Source organism: Kitasatospora sp. NPDC089797 (assembly GCF_040684795.1).
Classification (GTDB): Bacteria; Actinomycetota; Actinomycetes; order Streptomycetales; family Streptomycetaceae; genus Kitasatospora.
In genome coordinates, this window is record NZ_JBFBGS010000023.1 from 58971 (window position 1) to 77480 (window position 18510).

Genomic DNA, 18510 nt, shown 5'->3' on the forward strand with positions numbered 1-18510 from the left:
CAGGGCGGGGGCGGCGGGGGGAGCGGGCCGCAGGTGTGCAGCTATCACGGCGTCAACTGGGCCTGTTACGACCCGGCGCTCGGGTACTTCAACAGCGATGTCGGCTGCTACTTCCGTCCGCTGGACCAGCAGCCGCCCGAGGGTTCCGACAAGTGGGAAGGGCACAAGCCGTCGGAGGGCACGGTCTACTCCAAGGTCTGTGGGCAGACCGACGGCGGACTGGGCGGGCTGGAGACCCAGTTCGTGAGCAACGCGGCGGGCGCGACCCCGGTCATCGACATGACCGTCCAGGCGAAGCTGCTCGCCGGCCGGATGGTCTTCCCGGCACCGAAGGCGGGCCTCGCGCCCAAGGACACCGCCGTGGTGAAGGCGCCGGTCTGGCTCTGGGCCGAGGGCATGGTGGCGCCCCCGCCGAGTTCGCTCGCGGTGCCCGGCGCCGCGGTCACCGTCACCGCCCGACTGAAGGGCATGACCTGGGACTTCGGCCAGGGGATGACGGTGGACTGCGCCACCGCCGGGACGCCGTACGACCCCAAGTACGGGGACGCGAAGTCCCCCGACTGCGGTTACGTGTTCACGGTCGGCTCGGGCACCCGGCAGGGCGGTGTCTTCACCGGCACGGTGACGGCGCACTGGCAGGCCCATGTGGTGATCACCGGGCCGAACGCCAAGACCTTCGATCTCGACATGCCGCGCGAATCGGACCTCGCGCTCAAGGTCGCCGAGGTGCAGGTCCTCAACTGACCGCGGCACGGGGGTCGTTCGGTCACCGATCAGCCAGACAGCGAACGAGGGAAGGGCGGAACCCGGTGGAGAACCGTACATTCGCGACGCCGGGATCCGGCACACCCGCAGGTGCCGCGGTGTCCGTGGCACTCCCGGAGCAGCAGGAGCAGGGCGGCGGGGGGCGTGGCCGGGCGGTGCCGCACGCGCCCGGCCGCACCCTGCGGGCCCGGCGCCGGCGCCCCGCCGTGCTGGCCATGGCGGTCGCGCTGATCGCGGCCGGCGGGCTGGGCGGCGCCGCCCTCTACAACAGCACCGGCCAGCGGGTCGCGGTGCTGGCGCTGGCCCGGGACGTCCCCTGGGGGCAGGTGATCACCGACGACGACCTGGTGGTGGCCCGGATCGCGGGCGACCCGGCACTGCGGCCGGTCTCCGCCCAGGACCGGGCCAGGGCCGTCGGCCTGCGGGCCGCCACCGACCTCAAGCACGGCGCGATGCTGACCGCCGCGGACCTGGCCCAGGGCCTGTCGGTGCAGCCCGGGCAGATCGTGGTCGGGGTGTCGGCCAAGCGCACCCAGCTGCCGGCCAGCCGGCTCCAGGCCGGGGTGCAGATCGTCGTGGTCGACACCCCCGACAACGGCCGGCCCGACTCGCTGGCCGCGACGGTCATCACGGTCGGCCGGGTGGACACCGACGGCAGCCAGGTGATCGACGTGGCGGTCGGCGCGGCGGACGGGCCGCGGCTGGCCCAGTGGGTGGCCGGCGGGCGGATCCAGGTGCTGCTGGCACCGCGCGCCGCGGCCGCCACCGGGACCGGCACCACCGGCGCCGCGCCGACACCCGCCCCCGGCGGCACGGCCCCCACCGGCGCGACGCCCTCCGGCGGGGCCGCCGCGTCGTCGGCCCCGACCGGAACGGGTGGCGCCTGATGGCGCTGATCGCGGTGGTCGGCGGCCCGGGCGCGCCCGGTGCCACCACGACCGCCCTGGCGCTGCTGCTGGCCTGGCCGCTCCAGCCCGGCCGGCGGATCCTGCTGGTCGAGGCCGACCCGGACGGCGGCGCGGTGCTCGCCGGCGCCCTGGAGGGGCGGGTCGAGGCGGTGTACGGGCTGCGCAACCTGGCCGTCGCCGACCGCCGCGGACTGCTCGCCCAGACCATCTGGGAGCAGCTGATCGACCTCTCGCCCGAGGGCAACGCCGAGCGGCTGCTGCTGCCCGGCCTCACCGACCCGGCGCAGGCGTCCGGCCTCGCCTACACCTGGGAGCCGCTCGCCGAACTGCTGCACGGCATCGAGCAGCAGGGCTACGACGTCATCGTCGACCTCGGCCGCTCCGGCGCCACCGGGGCCGGAGCCGTACTGGCCCGCCGCGCCGACGTGGTCGCGGTGACGGTCCGCAGCACCCTGCGCGGGCTGAGCGCCGCCCGTCCCCGGCTCGCCGCGCTCGGCGAGGACCTGGCGGCGGGCGGGACCGGGACGGACGCGCTCGGGCTGCTGCTGGTCACGGAAGGCCCTTACTCGGGGGCGGAGGTGGCGCGCGAGTTCGGCCTGCCGGTGCTCGGCGAACTGCCGCACGCCACCCGGACCGCGCGGGTGCTCTCCGACGGCGGGGACACCACCGACCGGCGGTTCATCCGCTCGGAGCTGATGCGCACGGCCCGCTCGGCGGCGGACGAGGTGCAGCTGCTGATCCGCCGTCGGCGGCAGCGGCTCGCGCCGAACGCCGCCGCCGTGGCGGCCGCGCCCCCCCGGCTCACCGGTCCGGCCGGAGCCGGCGGGACGACCGGCCAGGCCGGCCAGATCGGCCAGACCGGGCCGGTCGGGGCCGCGCCCCTCGCGCCGGTGCCGGTCGCGCCGCTGCCGATGACGCCCCGGCCGGCCGGGCCGGTCGCCCCGGCGCCGCAGGCGCCCGCGGCGACCCCGTACGGGCAGGGCGGCCACGGCCGGCCGGGGTACCACCAGGCGGCCCACGGGGAGCCCGCCTACGGTGCGTCCGGCCATGCGGAACCTGCCTACGGTGAGGCGGCGTACGGCCGGTCGGCGTACCAGGAGCAGCCGCAGGGGCCGTCGCAGGGGCAGTCCCTCCACGGCCGGCCCGAATACCCCCGGTCCGGCCATGCCCGCCCGGCCCACGGCTCCGCCGAGGGCGAGCCGCCCTCGTACGTCCCGCCGGTGATCACCACCGGCCCGGTCGCCCCGCTCGCCGGTCTGGCGCCGCAGCCCGCCGCCCCGGCGCCGTTCCCGGCGCACGTCCAGGCAACTGGACAGGCGACCGGGCAGATGACCGGACAGGCAGCCGGACAGTCGGCTGGGCCGGTCGGCGAGGACGGCCAGTACCGGCTCCAGCAGCCGGCGGTGACGCCCCACCAGGACGACGACCAGTACCCGTACAACCCCGGGGAGGTGCTCCGTGCGCGGTAGCCCCCTGCACCAGCACCCGTCGGCCGACCCGGCCGCCCTGCCCTGGGCCGCGCCGGCCCCGGCCGCCGGGCAGCCGCACCCGCAGCCGCACGCCTACCGGCCGGGCCCGGTCGCGCCGCACCCGGTTCCCCCGGGCCCGGTCGCCCCGGGCCCGGTCGCCCCGGGCCCGGTCGCCCCGGGGCCGGTGGTGCCGCCCGGCGGTGACGCCGCCGGGCCCACTGCGGTGCCCGCCCAGCTGCCCTCGCTGGACCTGCGCGGCGCCGCCACCCGCCCGGCCGTCGACCCGCAGGTCGCCCGCGAGCTCAAGCGGCAGGTCGCGGCCGAACTGCACCAGCAGATCACCCGGTTGACCACCGCCTCCGGGGCCGAGCCGGACCGCGCCACCCGCCGTCAGCGCGGCCGCGCCCTGATCGAGGAGGCGGTCGCCCGCTGGTCCGACGCCTACGCGCAGACCCACGGCATCCCGCCCACCCGGGAGCAGGACCGCGCCCTCGCCGAAGCCGTCTTCGACCTGCTGTTCCGGGCCGGCCGGCTCCAGCCGTACCTGGACGACCCGGAGATCGAGAACATCCTGGTCAACGGCTGCGACGACGTCTGGGTCTCCAAGGTGCACCAACCCCTGCGCCAGGTACCGCCGGTGGCCGACAGCGACGCCGAGCTCATCGAGCTGCTCCAGGACCTCGCCCGCCAGCACGGCGGCGGTGAGCGCAGCCTGTCCACCGCCAGCCCGACACTGGCACTGCGCCTGGAGGGCGGCATGCGCCTCCAGGCGCTCACCGAGGTGACGCCCCGCCCGTACGTGGCGATCCGGCGCCACCGGGTGGCCTCGGCGACCCTGCCCGAGATGGTCGAACTCGGCACGTTGGACGGCACGTTGGCCGCCTTCCTGGCGGCCGCGATCCGGGCCCGGAAGAACGTGATGATCACCGGCACCCAGGGTGTCGGCAAGACCAGCCTGCTGCGGGCGATGGCCGCCGAGATCCCGCCGGACGAGCGGATCGGCACCCTGGAGTCGGAGTTCGAGCTCTGGCTGCACACCCTCGGCCACCTGCGCCAGGTCGTCCCGATGGAGGCCCGCGAGGGCAACGGCGAGCGCGTCGAGGGGCGCCTGGCCGGGGAGTTGTCGCTCGGCGACCTCATCCCGGCCGCACTGCGGATGACGCTCTCGCGCATCATCGTCGGCGAGGTGCGCTCCGGCGAGGTCGTCCCGATGCTGCGGGTCATGACCAACGGCGAGGGCGGCTCGATGTGCACCCTGCACGCCCGCGGCCCGCACATGGTGGTGGACCGCATCGCCGAACTCTGCCTGGAGTACGGCTCGCACATGACCGACGCCCTCGCCTACCGGCTCACCGCCAACGCCCTGGACCTCATCGTGCACGTCGCGATGGTCGACGAGACCGCCGTCGGCGGCCGCCGGCACCGCTTCGTCTCGCACGTCCTGGAGGTCACCGGCCTCGGCGAGAGCGGCCGGCCCGCGCTGAACACCGTGTTCGGCCCCCGGCCGGACCTCGGCGAGCCGCGGGCCGTCCCGCACACCCCGCCGCAGTGCCTGGACGACCTGCGCCGGGCCGGCTTCGACGCGGCCCTGCTCGGTTCCCGGTACGGGAGTTGGGCCGCGCCGCTGCAGCTGCGGATCGGCGGTGGTGCACGGTGATGCTGCTCTACGCCCTGTGCGGACTGGCGGTCGCGGGCGGCCTGGTCGCCCTGGTGGCCTGGGCCCGCGGCAGCGAGCCGGTCGACGAGGACGCGCCCGCCCGCCCGGACAACCCGCTGGCCGGCCGCGCCCACGTCTTCTGGTACGGCGCCCCCGGCGCCGCCTCGCAGCGGATGGTGCGGCTGCGCCGGATCCAACTGCCCCTCGCGCTCGTCGGCGCCCCGCTGGCCTGGCTGTTCACCCGCATCCCGCTGACCGCGCTGCTGGTGCCGCTGGCCGTCTTCGGCCTGCCCTGGCTGTTCGACACCACCCGCCCGGACACCCACCGGATCGAGCGGCTGGAGGCGCTGTCCGAGTGGACCCAGCGGATCGCCGACGTGCTGCTGCTCGGGGTCGGCCTCAACCAGGCCATCGTCACCAGCCGTCGCACCGCCCCCGCCGCCCTGGAGGCGGAGGTCGGCGAGCTGGCCGCCCGTCTCCAGGCCCGCTGGCGCCCGGAGGAGGCGCTGCACGCCTTCGCCGACAGCCTGGCCGACGCCACCGCCGACAAGGTGCTCGCCGCCCTGGTGCTGCGCGCCGGGGACAGCGGCCCGGGCCTGGCCCGGACCCTCTCCGACATGGCCGAGTCGGTGCGCGAGGAGGTGCGCCAGCGCCGCGCCATCGAGGCCGACCGGGCCAAGCACCGCACCACCATCCGCTGGCTGGTCGGCATCATCGTGCTGGTCGTCACGGTCGGCTCCTTCAACAGCGAGTACACCCGCCCGTACGGGACCTTCCTCGGCCAGATCGTGCTGGCCGTGGTCGCCGCCCTGTTCGTCGCGATCATCGCCTGGATGCGGGCCCTGGCCGCGCACCCGCCGGTGCCCCGGCTGCTCGCCCCGGACCGGCGCAGCAAGGGCGGACGCCGCCCGCAGGGGTCCGCGCAGGAGCCCGTCGAGCCGCTCGGGGAGGTCCGGTGATCTCCCCCTGGTCCGTCCTGGCCGGCGCGGTCGCGGCCGGCGGCGTCGCGCTGCTGGTCGCCGAACTGCGGCCCGCACCACCGGACCTGCGCCAGGCGCTGGACCGGTTGCACCGCACCCCGGCGGACCGCGAACCGGATCCGGACGAGCGGCCGCGCTGGTACGACCGGATCGGCGAACGCTCGCTCACCCTGCGCGGGGTGTCCATCCCGCGCCGTGAACTCGCCCTGATCGGCCGCACCCCGGCCCGGTTCATGGTGCACAAGCTGCTGTTCGCCGCGCTCGGCCTGCTGCTGCCCGCCTACCTGGGCGCGATGGCCGTGCTGATGGACATCGGCCTGCCCTTCGCGCTGCCGCTGGTCGCCGGACCGCTGCTGGCCGGGCTGCTCTGGTTCGTCCCGGACGGGGTGGTGCACGGCGAGGCCAAGGAGGCCCGCACCGAGTACCTGCACGGCATCGCCGCCTACCTGGAACTCGTCGCCATGGAGCGGGCCGCCGACTGCGGCCCCGCCGAGGCGCTGCGCCGCGCCGCGTCGGTCGGCCAGGGCGCGGTGTTCCGGCGGATCCGCGACGCGCTGGAGCGCGCCGCCACCGACCGGCTCCCGCCCTGGGCCGGACTCGACGCGCTGGCCGAGGAGTTGGGCCTCACTCCGCTCCAGGACGTGGCCGACATCATGCGGCTGTCCGGCACCGACGGCGCCGCCGTGTACGACACCCTGCGGGCCCGCGCCAAGGGCCTGCGCGGCGAACTGCTGGCCGAGGACCTCGCCCGGGCGAACGCGGACAGCGAGCGGATGGTCGCGCCGGGGGCCGCCCTGACGCTGCTGATGACCGTCCTGATCGTCTTCCCCGCGCTCCATCAGATGCTCAATTGAGCGCCGAGACCGAGCAGTCGACACCACACCACACCCCTGGAGACCCCCGATGACCGTACGACTCGCCCAGCTGGCCGGCCGGGTGCTGCGGCCCGTCCTGCTGCCCGTGCAGTTCGCCCTGCTGCTGTTCACCCTGCGGCTGGGGCGGCTGCGCGCCGCCCGCGCGCGCGGCGACCGCGGCGCCATCAGCATCGAACTCGCCCTCGCCATCATCGCGTTGGTGTTCGTCGCGGGCGCCGTGGCGACCGCGCTCTACCTCCTCAAGGACAAGGTGGTCACGAAGGTCCAGCAGGATCCGAACCTGCCCGGTGGCGCCGGCGGTGCGGGCGGCTCCACCAAGTGACCGCCCTGCTTCGCCTGCTCCGCCGCCGCGGCGACCGGGGGTCGATGAGCATCAGCCTGGCCATCGTCTTCCCGGTCGTCCTGCTGCTCCTGCTCCTCGTCGTCCAGGCCGCGCTGATCTGGTACGACCGGCAGGTCGCGCTCACCGCCGCCCGCGAGGGCGTGGACGCCGGCCGGGTGCAGGGCAACGCGACGGAGCAGGCGAAGAACGAGGCCGCCCAGCGGCAGGCCCGGGACTTCCTGGACCGCCAGGGCGTGAGCTCCTACCAGGTGGGCACCGACGGCAGCACGCCGGAGACGATCAGGGTCACCGTGGAACTGACGCCCCCGCTGCTGATCCCCGGGCTCACCGGGCCCAGCGTCCGCCAGTACGCCGAGGCGCCGCGCGAGCGCTTCGTCCCGCCGGTGGTGACACCGTGAGACGGACGGGGGGTGCGCGGCGGGCCGGACCCGAGGGACAGGCCGGGGCGGTGGGGCGGGCGGACGTCGGGGGACGGGCGGACGCCGACACCGGGCGGTCGGGGCGGTCGCGACGGCGGCCGCGCCGGACGGACCGGGGCGGGATCGCGATCGAAGCGGCGATCGTGGTCCCGGGCGTGGTCGGGCTGGTCCTGCTGGCCATCGCCGCCGGACGGGTGCAGACCACGGCGGGCACGGTGGAGGCCGCGGCCCGCGCCGGGGCCCGGACCGGCTCGCTCCAGCGCAGCGTCGCCGGGGTGGACCAGCCCGCCAGGGACTCCGCCCTCGCGACGCTGCGCCAGCAGGGCGTGTCCTGCGGCAACGAGGACGTCAGGGTCACCGAGGGCGAACTGGACCTGCCGGGCGGCCCGGTGGCGACCGTCCGGGTCACCGTGGACTGCGACGTCGAGCTCGTCGACCTGCTCGGCGGGCCGTCCGGACTGCCCGTGACGAAGCACCTCCACGGGGAGTTCACCTCCGTGATGGACCGCTACCGCGGCACATGACGGCGGCATCCGGCGGCGAGCGGGCCGCAACGGGCGCGGCAGGGGGATTGGGGACGGCCCGCGCGGGGGAAACGCAAGCGGAGAGCGCTCGGGGGATGACGCAACGGCACCGAGCGGCGCCCGGTGGGGAGCCGGTGGGGAGACATCGTGCGGATCGGGGGGAGGGAGTGCGAGTGCTGAATCGGCTGCGGGGCCGTGGTCGGCGCCCGGCCGGACGCCGGTCGGACCGGGGTGCGGTCGCCCTCTTCGTCGCGATCTGCGCGGCCTACCTGGTGCTCGTGGTGGCGCTGGTGATCGACGCGGGTGGGCGACTGCGGGTCGCCGAACGCACCGACGCCTGCGCCCAGGAGGCCGCACGGGTGGGCGGGCAGCAGCTCGACCAGGCGGCGGTGCTCCAGGGGAAGGGTTTCAAGGTCCAGCGGGACTACGTCCGGCAGGCCGCCGACGCCTACCTGAAGTTCTGTGAACTTCATTCCGGCGACGTCGAGTTCTCCGATGACGGCAAGGTCGTCACGGTCACCGTGCAGGCCGACTACCGGCCGGTCCTGCTGGGTGCCCTCGGGGAACGGAAGGTAACGGGCAGGGGCAGTGCGACCCTCGTCCACGGAGTCGAGAAAGCGGAGACCGACTGATGGCCGCGCCACGTGCCAAGGACCAGGCCCGTACCGCCCAGGCCCGTACCGGCGGGGCCGGCAGCGGCCCGGGCGGAACCGTTCCTCCGGGCCGAACCGCCCCCGGTGGGAAAGCCCGGGGCGGGAGCACCCCGGGTGGGAACGGGAAGGGCGGGAGGCGCACCACGGGGGGCCATGCCCGGACCGGGCGCCGGTCCGGCCGCGGCCGCGGCGGCGCGCTGATCGCCGGGCTCGCCGCGCTGGTCACCCTGCTCGCCCTGCTGTTCGGCGTCCCCGCCCTGCTGCTGTACGGCACCCAGGCGGTCGCCTCGATGGGTGAGGTCGCCTCCGGCGGGGTGGGCGAGGCGCTCACCAGCCCGGACGACGGGCGGCTGTTCCTCTGGGTGCTGGTGGTGGTCGGCTGGCTGGCCTGGGGGTGCTTCGCGCTCTCCGTCCTGCTGGAGGTCCCCGCGCAGCTGCGCGGCCGGATCGCCCGCCGGATCCCGGCCTTCGGCTGGAGCCAGCGGCTCGCGTCCGGCCTGGTCGGCTCGGTGCTCGTACTGCTCCCGGTGGCCGGCTCGGCCTTCGCGGCGGTGCCCGAGACGGCCCACGCCCCGGCCGTCCAGGCGCAGTTGACCCCCGGCGTGCAGCGGGCCGCGCTGCCCGCCGCCGCCTCGGCGCCCGCCCTGGCCCCGGCGGCGGACCAGCACCCCACCTACACCGTGCGGGACAGCCGCCCGGCGGACAGCCTGTGGTCGATCGCGGAGCGCCAACTGGGCTCCGGGGAACGTTGGGTGGAGATCGCCAAGCTCAACGAGGGCCGGGTGGTGGGCGATTCGGGCCTCCGCTTCGACGCGGAGCGGCCGATCCAGCCCGGGTGGGAGCTGCTGATGCCGGCGGACGCCAAGCCGGACGCGGCGCAGCCCGCGGCCCAGACGCCCGCTCCGGCCGCCGAGCCGGCACCCGCGCAGACCCCGGCCCAGGCCCCGGCGCAGGTACCGCAGGCCGGGACGGAGCCCGCCGCGGGCGGGCCGAAGACGGTGACCGTGCGCGCCGGGGACAGCCTGTCGGCGATCGCCCAGCGGGAGTTGGGGGACCCGGAGGCCTGGCCGAAGCTGTTCGAGGCGAACAAGGGCGTGCAGGCCCCGGACGGCGAGCGGCTGACCGATCCGGACGTGCTGGAACCGGGCATGGTGCTCACCGTGCCGGGGACGGCCGCCCCGGCCCCCGACCCGGCACCCGCAGGTTCGGGGACGCCCGCGCCCGCCACCCCGGCGCCCGCGCCCGCCACGCAGGCTCCGGCGACCCCGGCCCCGGCCGCCTCGGCGCCCGCCACCCCGGCGCCCGCCACCCCGGCCCCGACGCCGAGCCACGCGCCCGCCGACACCCCCGCCCCCGCTCCCGCCGCCCACGCCGAGCCGGCGCCCAGCGACGACTACAGCGTCGCCCTCGCCGCCTCCACCGTGGGCGTCCTGCTCGCCGCCATGATGGTCGGCACCGTCGCCTACAAGCGCGGCACCCAGCTGCGCGGTCGCCGCCCCCGGCACCGCATCGCGATGCCGGACGCCGAGGCCGCCGCCTTCGAGAACGAGCTGCTGGCCCGCCAGGACCAGGCCGGTCTGGAACTGCTGGACCGCGCCCTGCGCACCCTGGCCCGCACCACCGTGCGCGGCGGCAAGCGACTGCCCGCGATCGTCGCGGCCCGGATCACCCCGGACCGCACCATCGAACTGCACCTGTCCGGCCCGGCCACCCCGATCGCGCCGTTCCGCGCCGCCCACGCCGCCAACGTCTGGTGGTGCAGCGAGGAGTCCGGCGACCTGCTGAGCCCGGCCCAGGCCCGCAAGACCGCCGCGCCCTACCCCGCGCTGGTCACCCTGGGCACCTCGCCGGACGGCTCGGTGGTCCTCGCCGACCTGGAGGCCGTCCGGCTGCTGCACCTGTCCGGGCACCCCGACGACGCCCGCGACGTGTTGCGCACCCTCGCCATCGAGCTCGCCCACAGCCCGCTGGCCGACAAGCTCCACCTGCACCTGGTGGACCTCGTCGAGGAGGTGCCGATCACCGGGCCGGCCGCCGAGCGGATCCACCGGCACCCCACCCTGGAGGCCGCGCTGGCCGCCCTCGGCCCGCGTACCGCCAAGGCCCGCGCCACGCTCGTCGCGGCCGAGGCCGCCAGTCCGCGCGAGGCCCGCAGCCGGGGCCAGGCGGACGAGTCGTGGGTGCCGGAGATCGTGCTCTGCGCCCAGCAGCCCGGCGGCGAGACCCCGGCCGAGCTCGGCCGACTGCTCGACGGCCGCCCGCGCACCTGCGTCGCCGTGATCACCCGCGCCCCCGAGCGCGGCACCGGACCGGTCGCCCGCTGGACCCTGCCGACCACCGGCCAGGCCGCCATCCCCGGACTGCACCTGACCGTCGAGCTCCAACGGCTGGACGACCACCAGTACGACCAGGTCGCCGAGCTGCTCCGGGCCGCCGACGACGCCACCCAGCACCCGGCGCCCGCCTGGACCCTGGACGGTCCCGGCCTCGACCCGGACCCGGACGAGGACACCGACACCACCGAACTGCCGGTCGCGGTACCGGTGCTGGCCGCCGTCGGCGCGTCGGGGGCGCCGGCCGAGGAGGAGGCCCGGACGGCGGCCGGGCCCCGACTGCTGGCCCGGGTGATCGGGACCGGCGCGAGCCCCTTCGCGGGGACCGACCCGGTGTCGCCCGCCCCCGTGCCGACCCCGCTGCCCGCCCCGGCGCCGGCTCCCGTTCCCGTCGCCTCCTCCTCCGCGCCCGCCCCGGTGCCGGCGCGGTTCGCCGTCAACGGGCAGGGCCGGCAGGCGGCGACCGGGACGGAGCAGCCCACCGACGAGGCCACCCGCGACCTGCGACTGCCGGCCGGGCCCGCCGAGGCGACCGAGCCGGGCGGGACCTCCTCGCCGGACGGAACCGCCGGTACCGCGACCGCCGCCGCCGACACCGCAGCCGCTGCGGCCGTTGCGGCTCCGGCCGGGGCGGCACCGGCCGTGGTGACCCCCGTCCAGCCCGTGCGACCGGTGGCCCCGCAACCGCCCGCCCTGCCCGTCGGTCCCGCCGCGCCCGCCGAGCCGGTGCCGACGCACCAGAGCGCGCCCGCACCCACCGGCACCGACCCGCGGGTCCCGGCCCGACCGGAGCCCGCGCCCGGCCCGGAGGCGACGGTCGTGCCGGGCCCGGCCGCCGAAGCCCCGGTCGCCCGGACCACCCCCGGCCGCAGCGACAGCGACGACCTGCTCGCCATCCTCCGCTCCCCGGAGGCGCACTCGCCGCGCAACGCCCCCCGGATCCGGCTGCTCGGCCCGGTCGACGTGGCCGGCACCCCCGGCGCCGTCGAACCCGGCGCGCTGCCCCGGTTGACCGAGCTCGCCGTCTACCTCGCGCTGCGCCCGGGCGCCGACCACCACGCGCTCGACCACGACCTGCACCCTGGTGCCGCCCACCTCGACCCGCACCCCACCACCTCCGACGCCAAGAGCCCGCTCCCGGCCAAACTCGCCGACCTGGCGGCCTGGTTCGGCGCCTCGCCGGAGGGGCGCGCCTACCTGCCCACCGAGGGCACCGAGGGCTACGCCTTCGCCCCGGCCGTCACCTGCGACTGGGACGAGTTCCGCAGCCTCTACCGGCGCGGCATGCGCAGCACCAGCGCGACCGCCGACGCCGCGCTCGCCCACGCCCTGGCCCTGGTCCGCGGCGCCCCGTTCGCCGAGGCCCCGCCCGCCTCGTACGGCTGGGCCGAGGCCGAACGCCAGGACATGATCGCGGCGATCGTCGACACCGCCCACGAACTGGCCGCCCGCCGCCTCCAGTACGGCGACCACCGCAGCGCCGAGGCCGCCGTCTTCCGCGGCCTCGCCGTCGCCCCGGACGTCGAACTCCTGCACCGGGACCTCTTCTACGCCTACGCCTCGGCTGGTGCGCGCGACCAACTCCTGCGCGCCGTCAACCGCCTGGACGCGCTGAGCCGTCGAACCGGCCGGGACCTCGACGCCGACACGGTCGCCCTGCTGCGCGACCTGCTCGCCGGCTCCTGACCCGGCGCGCGGTCCGCCCGGTCGTTGCTGGCCACTCCCGGTTGCTCCCGGTCGCTCCCGGTCCGCCGGGGGTGGCCGGGCAGGTCGGGCGGTCCGGCGACGGGGGCGGTGGCGCGGAAGCTCAGGGGTGTCCGGTCCGGATCGCGCGCAGGTGGCTGTCGAGGAGGGCGAAGTCGGCTTCGGTGAGGCCGATGCGGGGGTCGACGCGGTACAGCACCGCGGGGGCGGGGGAGTGGGCCGCCACCCAGCGCTGGTCGGCCCGGGTGATCTCGTCGTCGACCCAGACGAACGGGCGGCCGGCCGCCCGGGTGACCAAGGTGCGCGTCTTCCAGTGCAGTTGGGGAGCGGCGTCGACTCCTTCGGCGCCCTCGCCGGTGTCCTCGCCCGGTTCGTCCACGGCCGGCCACGCCACGTACGGCAGTCGCGGCAGCCCGAGCCGGGGTGCGAGGACGTCGTTGGCGTCCGTCAACCAGCTGGTGGCCCAGACCAGTTCACCGGGCAGGCGGGACAGCCGCGGTCCGAGACCCGGGTCGACCCGGTCCGCCAGTGGATTGCCTGCGGACGGCCCGGGGTACGTCCGGTAGCCGCCGGGCGGCGGGGCGCCGAAGGGGATGAGCGGTCCGTCGACGTCCAGGAACAGCAGGGGAAGGGCGGCGCCGGTCATGGCGGCAGGCTAGGGCGTGTCTGACAATTCCCGCCGGGCGCGCGACGCCGGTCATCCCGCCTGGACGCACCGGCAGATCGCCCAAGTACGCCCAGTACGAGGACGACCTGCCGGCACGCCCAGCCGGGCGCCCGACGCCGCGCGCTGATCCGACGCGAATTGTCAGACACGCCCTAGCGGTCGGCACCGACGGTGTGGCGCGCCGATCGGCCACCCGGCCTGGCTCGGGTGTGCCGGGATCTCGTAGGGTGGCGCGCACGGGACGTGGTGGCAGGCACCACGAAGGCAAGGGCATCAGACGCCGCGGCAGCGGCGGGGCGGGGCGGTGACCAGAAGATGGCGGAGACGACAGCTGTTTCCGGAGGTCCCGAGCCGGCAGCGGACTCGGGCCCCTGGGACGCCGTACCGCCGCAGCCCGCGCACCGGCCGGCCGAGGAGCACCCGCCCGGGCCCGCCGCACTGTACGAACCGCCGCCCGCGCCGCCGGCCCCGCCGGTGCCGCCCGTGTCCGCACCGCTGACGTCCGCGCCGCCGGTCGCGCCGACCGGATGGACCCTCACCGGCCTGCCCGCCGCCGGCGCCGGGCCCCAGGCCCCGGCCTCGGCACCGCAGCCGGCCGCGTTCCCGGGTGCCCCGGCTCCGGCCGGACCGGGCGGACTGGGCACCGCCCCGCGCGGCCGGATCCTGGTGATCGAGGGCGGTTACGGCAACTCCGGCCGGCGCACCTGGGGTCGGGGTGGTCCCGCCCAGGCACCGGTGCTGTCGGCGATGCTCGCCGCCGTCTCGCCACAGGTGCTGCTGGCCGCGGACGCGGTGGATGCCGTCCACCTCCCCGGCGCCGGTGACCCGCACACCGTCCTCGCCCATCTGCGCGCCGCCTCCCGGCACCCCGGACCGCTGCTGGTCCACCTCGGTGGGCACGTCGTCGCGGACAAGCGCGGCGGGCAGTTGCAGCTCACCCTGCGCGACGCCAAGCAGGACGGGCTGCCCTGGCAGGCCGTCGCCGCCGAACTGAGCCACCGTCCGGCCGAGTGGCAGACCCTGGTCATCGCCGACCTGAGTGCCGACCAGAACGCCTGGCCGTACCTCCAGGGCACCGTCTCGCCGCTCAGCGAGGGCATCCCGCTGTGGGCGGTGGTCAGCCCGGACCCGGAGCAGATCGGCACCTTCACCCGCGCCCTGATCGAGGCGCTGCACGGGGGCCGACCGGGCGCGGGCGAGGTGCTCGCTCCCGAGCAACTGCGCCAGCAGGTCTACTCGGTGCTGCGGCCGGACGTCATCATCCTGGCCACCCACGTCCCGGACCGCCCGGTCTTCCGCAACACCGCCCGCCGGGGCGAGGCCCCGATGGCCGAGGTGCCGCTGCCGGTCGCGGACCGGCTGCCGGTGACGGACGCACTGCCCGTGCGGGACACGCCGCCGGTGACGGACGCACAGCCGGTGTGGGAGGAACGGCCGGTCGCGGAAGCGGACGTGAACGTGCTGCCGCCGCTGCCGAGCCGGACGGAGCCGCAGGACGCCGTGGTCGAGCGGGCGAGGGCGGCTGCCGCCCCGCTGCCGGTGACGCCGGTGGGCGGACCGGTGAACCTGGTCAAGCCCGGCGTGCCGCCCACCCCGCCCCGGCCGTCCCGCCCGGTCAGCCTGCTGAAGGCGGGCGAGCAGCCCGCCGAGGCGGCGGCGAACGTGAGCCTGGACAAGCCCGGTTCCGCGGACGCCGTGCCGTCGACGGCGGAGACCGTGCCCCCGGCGGGCGTGACGCTGCGCAAGGCGCAGCCGGAACCGGAGTTGGAGCCGGAGTCGGAGTTGGAGCCGGCCGGTGACGCCTCCGAGGACGCGGCCGGGACGGCTGTGGTGGTCGAGGCCGAGGGGGCGGCGACCGAGACGGCGACCGAGACGGTGGCCGAGGAGGTCGCCGAGGTGCCGCGGGACGCGGTTCCGGCGGACGCCGCCCCGCTGGAGGCCGCCGTCGCGCCGCGCGAGGACTACCGCGAGGTCATCGGACGGATCGTCCGCAGCGCCGACGCGGGGGACCACGCCGCCGCCACCGACCTGGCCTTCGCCCTCGAGCTGGAGGCGATCGCCGAGCACGGTGCCGTCTCCGAGCCGGTCCTCCAGGTGCGCCAGGTGCGGGCCCACGTGTGCCGGCTCGCCGGCCGGCCCGCCGAGGCGGCCGACATCTACCGTGAGGTGGCCCTGACGCTGCTCCGCTCGCAGGGCGCGGACCACCCGGAGACCCAGCAGGCCGCGACCAACGCCGAGGCCTGCTGGCGTTCGATCGCCGACCGGGCGGAGGCCGTCCGGATCGCCCCGGAGATCATCGAACTGCGGGCCTTCCTGCCGGGGCGCGACAACCGCAAGCTCCGCGCCGCCGAGCGCTACCTGGCCCAACTCGTCGCTGCCGCACCGGCGGTGGCCGACCAGGCCTGACGGTCGGACGCGCCGCCCGCTGCTCGCCGGTCGGCAGGAGAGGCCGGTGGGCGGCGGACCGAGGGCGGCGAACAGATAACAGAAGACAGAAAACAGCGAACGGATAACAGATTTCAACATCTGTTATCCGTTCGCTGTTACTTGTCAGCTGTTACTCGTCAGCCGTCAGCCGTCAGGCATCGACCGTCAGGCACCGACCGGCCGCGACCGCTCTACTGCTCGTCGCCCTGGCTGTCGTCGCCGCCGCCCAGGATGTCACCGGCCAGCGCGTGGACGAACTTGGTGCCGTCGATGGTGCCGAGGCCGCTCGCGAGGTCGTAGCCCTCGGTCGCCTTGTAGCCGGTGACGCCGCCCCAGCCGTTGTCGCCGTCCTTGACGTCCACGATGCCGCTCCACTTGCTCGGGAGCAGGCTCAGGCCGTACAGGCTCGGGTTGATCTGGCCCAGGCGGTGGCCGGCCAGCTGGTCGGCGAGCGCGACGATGCCCGAGAACAGCGGGGTGGCCTCGCTGGTGCCGCCGGTGAGGTGCCAGCCGACGGCGGTCGGGTCGTAGGACTCGTAGGTCCAGGCGGCGCCGTCGACGGCGGCGCTCATGCTGATGTCGGGGGTGCCGCGGTGGTTGCCGGTCACGTCCGACACGCCCGCCTGGTACCACGGGCGCTGGAAGACGCCCGAGACGCCGCCGCCGCCGGCGCCGGAGTTGTCGTGCCACACCTTGTCGGCCGCGGTGCGGTTGCCGTTGTCGTCCAGGGTCAGCTGGGTGCCGCCGATGGAGGTGACCAGCGGGTCCGAGGACGGCCAGGAGTTGACCTTGAACGGGTACAGGTCGGTGCCGTTGGGCTGCGAGTCGGTCGCGCCGTTGTCGCCGGAGGCGCCGAGGACGGTGACGTTGCGCTCGGCGGCGGCCTTGAAGGCGTAGCGCAGGTCGGTCAGCGACTTGAAGTCGCCCTTGTCGTAGCCCGGGAAGGTGTTCTCGGTGGCGCCGAAGCTCTGCGAGATGACGTCGCCGACGCCCTTCTTGATCAGGTCCTTCTCGGCGTCCATCATCTCGGGCAGGCCGGTGGTGCCCTCGGTCTCGGCGACGCCGGTCTCGACCAGGACGATGTGGGCGTCGGGGGCCATCGCGTGGGCGTACTCGACGTCCAGGGTGGTCTCGCCGGCCCAGCCGGTGTGGTCGGCGTTCTTCGGGTCGAAGACGGGGACATTGCCCCACTTCTTGACCTCGACCTGGGTGTCCTTCAGGCCCCACTGCTTGTCGAAGACCTCCAGGTCGTGCTGGATGGTCGGCGATCCGAAGGAGTCGACGATGACGATCGTGCGGCCCTTGCCGGTGATGCCCTCGTTGTACAGCGGCGCCAGATTGTAGGCCTTCTGGTACTGGACCGGCGAGTAGCAGTGGATGCCGATCTGGCTGACGCACTGGGTGGTGCTCAGCGGCGCCGGGCGGGTGGTGGCGAGGTGGTGGCCGAAGGAGGCCGGGCGGACGTGCACGCCGGAGAGGTTGTACGTGGGGGCGGCGGTCGCGGCGCCGACGGCCGGTACCGCGATGGTGCCGGCGGTGAGGGCGGTGGCCCCCACGGCGAGCAGAGCCAGGGCGCGGCGGAGGGTGGCGGGGCTGCCCATGGGACTCCTTGGGACGCAGAGAGCCCGACCAGGTCCGGTCGGGTCGGTTCGGACATCCCATCGAGTGCCGCATGATCATGCCATAGTCATTTGGTGGGGTCGCCTGACCAGGTGCATGGTCATGATCGGCTACGCGAAAAGGTAAAGGCCGTCCCAGGGATAAGTAACCACGCACCTGGGACGGCCATGTGAGGACACGTCAGCAATATTCAATGAATATTAACCGTATCCCCCCAGCGCCTCCGCATCCCGACTCCGATCATCCGGATCATCGGGCGGACCGTGCTGCAACCCGTGCAGACCGTGCAACCCGTGCAGACCGGAGCAGACGGAGGCAGGGCGGAGCAGAACCGGTCGAAACCGGTCCGACCGGACCGAGCCGGAGCTACCGGGCCCCGCCGTTGACGTACAGCGTCTGCCCGCTGACGTACGAGGCCTCCTCGCTCGCCAGGAAGGCCACCACCGAGGCGATCTCCTCCGGCTGACCGACCCGCCGCAGCGGCGTCCGGGCGGCCACCTCGGTCTGGTGGTCCTCGGCGGTGGCGCCGACCCGCTCGGCGGTGGCCGCCGTCATCGCGGTCGCGATGTAGCCGGGGGCGACGGCGTTGACGTTGATGTTGAACGGCCCGAGCTCGATCGCCAGGGTCGCGGTGAGCCCCTGGATGCCGGCCTTGGCGGCCGCGTAGTTCGCCTGGCCCCGGTTGCCGAGCGCGGAGCGCGAGCTGAGCGAGACGATCTTCCCGTACTTCTGCGCCACCATGTACCGCTGTGCCACGTGGCTGCAGTTGTACGCGCTGGTGAGGTTGACCGTCAGGACGGCGTCCCAGTCGGTCTTGGGCATCTTGAAGAACAGGTTGTCCCGGGTGATCCCGGCGTTGTTCACCAGGATGTGCAGTCCGCCGAGCTCCTCCGCGACCCGGGCGAACACCGCGTCGACGGCGTCGTAGTCGGCCACGTCGCAGCCGTAGGCCCGGGCGGTGCCGCCCTTGGCGGTGATCTCGGCGACCGTCCCGGCCGCCCGGTCGGCGGTCAGGTCGACCACCGCGACCGTCGCGCCCTCCTCCGCGAGCCGGCGGGCGGTCGCCGCGCCGATGCCCTGCGCCGCGCCGGTCACCACGGCGACCTTCCCCGTGAAACGAGCCGTGCCGCCAGTCATGCCGTTCTCTCCTTCGATCATCGGAAAAT

15 protein-coding genes are annotated in these 18510 nt (G+C 75.6%); 12 read left to right on the forward strand and 3 right to left on the reverse strand.

From position 1 onward, the window contains the following. Nucleotides 1-33: 33 nt before the first annotated feature. From AB0O91_RS20000 to AB0O91_RS20050, 11 genes are all read left to right on the forward strand, one after another. Nucleotides 34-744: a hypothetical protein gene (locus AB0O91_RS20000; protein ID WP_363434793.1), complete on the forward strand. Its 711-nt coding sequence runs from the start codon at nt 34-36 to the stop codon at nt 742-744. A 119-nt stretch (nt 745-863) separates the two neighbouring features. Then, nucleotides 864-1652 (forward strand): SAF domain-containing protein, encoded by a 789-nt coding sequence (locus AB0O91_RS20005; protein WP_363434795.1) that lies wholly within the window; start codon nt 864-866, stop codon nt 1650-1652. Continuing rightward, nucleotides 1652-3142 (forward strand): hypothetical protein, encoded by a 1491-nt coding sequence (locus AB0O91_RS20010; RefSeq protein ID WP_363434798.1) that lies wholly within the window; start codon nt 1652-1654, stop codon nt 3140-3142. Before AB0O91_RS20005 ends, AB0O91_RS20010 begins: the two co-directional genes overlap by 1 nt. After that, nucleotides 3132-4799, forward strand: coding sequence for a CpaF/VirB11 family protein (locus AB0O91_RS20015; protein ID WP_363434801.1), 1668 nt, complete (start codon nt 3132-3134; stop codon nt 4797-4799). Before AB0O91_RS20010 ends, AB0O91_RS20015 begins: the two co-directional genes overlap by 11 nt. After that, complete coding sequence (locus AB0O91_RS20020; RefSeq protein WP_363434804.1) at nt 4799-5758, forward strand: type II secretion system F family protein; 960 nt, start codon at nt 4799-4801, stop codon at nt 5756-5758. Before AB0O91_RS20015 ends, AB0O91_RS20020 begins: the two co-directional genes overlap by 1 nt. Beyond that, nucleotides 5755-6633 (forward strand): hypothetical protein, encoded by an 879-nt coding sequence (locus tag AB0O91_RS20025; protein ID WP_363434807.1) that lies wholly within the window; start codon nt 5755-5757, stop codon nt 6631-6633. The genes AB0O91_RS20020 and AB0O91_RS20025 overlap by 4 nt, the downstream gene beginning before the upstream one ends. Before the next feature lie 49 nt (nt 6634-6682). Beyond that, nucleotides 6683-6976 carry a hypothetical protein gene (locus AB0O91_RS20030; protein ID WP_363434810.1) on the forward strand — a complete coding sequence of 98 codons (294 nt, stop codon included), beginning with the start codon at nt 6683-6685 and terminating at the stop codon, nt 6974-6976. 44 nt (nt 6977-7020) lie between these two features. Beyond that, a complete protein-coding gene (locus AB0O91_RS20035) occupies nt 7021-7395 on the forward strand; it encodes a TadE/TadG family type IV pilus assembly protein (protein WP_363434813.1) in 375 nt (124 codons plus the stop codon). A gap of 176 nt (nt 7396-7571) precedes the next feature. Next, nucleotides 7572-7940 (forward strand): pilus assembly protein, encoded by a 369-nt coding sequence (locus AB0O91_RS20040; RefSeq protein WP_363434816.1) that lies wholly within the window; start codon nt 7572-7574, stop codon nt 7938-7940. 173 nt (nt 7941-8113) lie between these two features. Then, nucleotides 8114-8572, forward strand: coding sequence for a hypothetical protein (locus AB0O91_RS20045; protein WP_363434819.1), 459 nt, complete (start codon nt 8114-8116; stop codon nt 8570-8572). Then, entirely contained in the window at nt 8572-12612 is a 4041-nt protein-coding gene (locus tag AB0O91_RS20050; RefSeq protein ID WP_363434822.1) for a LysM peptidoglycan-binding domain-containing protein, read from the forward strand. Before AB0O91_RS20045 ends, AB0O91_RS20050 begins: the two co-directional genes overlap by 1 nt. Before the next feature lie 121 nt (nt 12613-12733). Here AB0O91_RS20050 and AB0O91_RS20055 read toward each other — a convergent pair whose 3' ends face one another. Next, a complete protein-coding gene (locus AB0O91_RS20055) occupies nt 12734-13276 on the reverse strand; it encodes an HAD domain-containing protein (protein WP_363434825.1) in 543 nt (180 codons plus the stop codon). Nucleotides 13277-13780: 504 nt separating this feature from the next. On the opposite strand from AB0O91_RS20055, the gene AB0O91_RS20060 reads away from it, so the two are divergent. Beyond that, complete coding sequence (locus AB0O91_RS20060; protein ID WP_363434828.1) at nt 13781-15703, forward strand: hypothetical protein; 1923 nt, start codon at nt 13781-13783, stop codon at nt 15701-15703. 212 nt (nt 15704-15915) lie between these two features. Here AB0O91_RS20060 and AB0O91_RS20065 read toward each other — a convergent pair whose 3' ends face one another. Beyond that, complete coding sequence (locus AB0O91_RS20065; protein WP_363434831.1) at nt 15916-17325, reverse strand: S53 family peptidase; 1410 nt, start codon at nt 17323-17325, stop codon at nt 15916-15918. 385 nt (nt 17326-17710) lie between these two features. Then, entirely contained in the window at nt 17711-18481 is a 771-nt protein-coding gene (gene fabG / locus AB0O91_RS20070; protein WP_363434834.1) for a 3-oxoacyl-ACP reductase FabG, read from the reverse strand. Nucleotides 18482-18510: the final 29 nt, after the last annotated feature.

Bases quoted from the DNA above. Each gene is read 5' to 3' on its own strand.
- AB0O91_RS20035 (WP_363434813.1), top strand. From the start codon at position 7,021: ATGAGCATCAGCCTGGCCATCGTCTTCCCGGTCGTCCTGCTGCTCCTG.
- fabG (WP_363434834.1), bottom strand. From the start codon at position 18,481: ATGACTGGCGGCACGGCTCGTTTCACGGGGAAGGTCGCCGTGGTGACC.
- AB0O91_RS20020 (WP_363434804.1), top strand. From the start codon at position 4,799: ATGCTGCTCTACGCCCTGTGCGGACTGGCGGTCGCGGGCGGCCTGGTC.
- AB0O91_RS20065 (WP_363434831.1), bottom strand. From the start codon at position 17,325: ATGGGCAGCCCCGCCACCCTCCGCCGCGCCCTGGCTCTGCTCGCCGTG.
- AB0O91_RS20030 (WP_363434810.1), top strand. From the start codon at position 6,683: ATGACCGTACGACTCGCCCAGCTGGCCGGCCGGGTGCTGCGGCCCGTC.
- AB0O91_RS20050 (WP_363434822.1), top strand. From the start codon at position 8,572: ATGGCCGCGCCACGTGCCAAGGACCAGGCCCGTACCGCCCAGGCCCGT.
- AB0O91_RS20055 (WP_363434825.1), bottom strand. From the start codon at position 13,276: ATGACCGGCGCCGCCCTTCCCCTGCTGTTCCTGGACGTCGACGGACCG.
- AB0O91_RS20010 (WP_363434798.1), top strand. From the start codon at position 1,652: ATGGCGCTGATCGCGGTGGTCGGCGGCCCGGGCGCGCCCGGTGCCACC.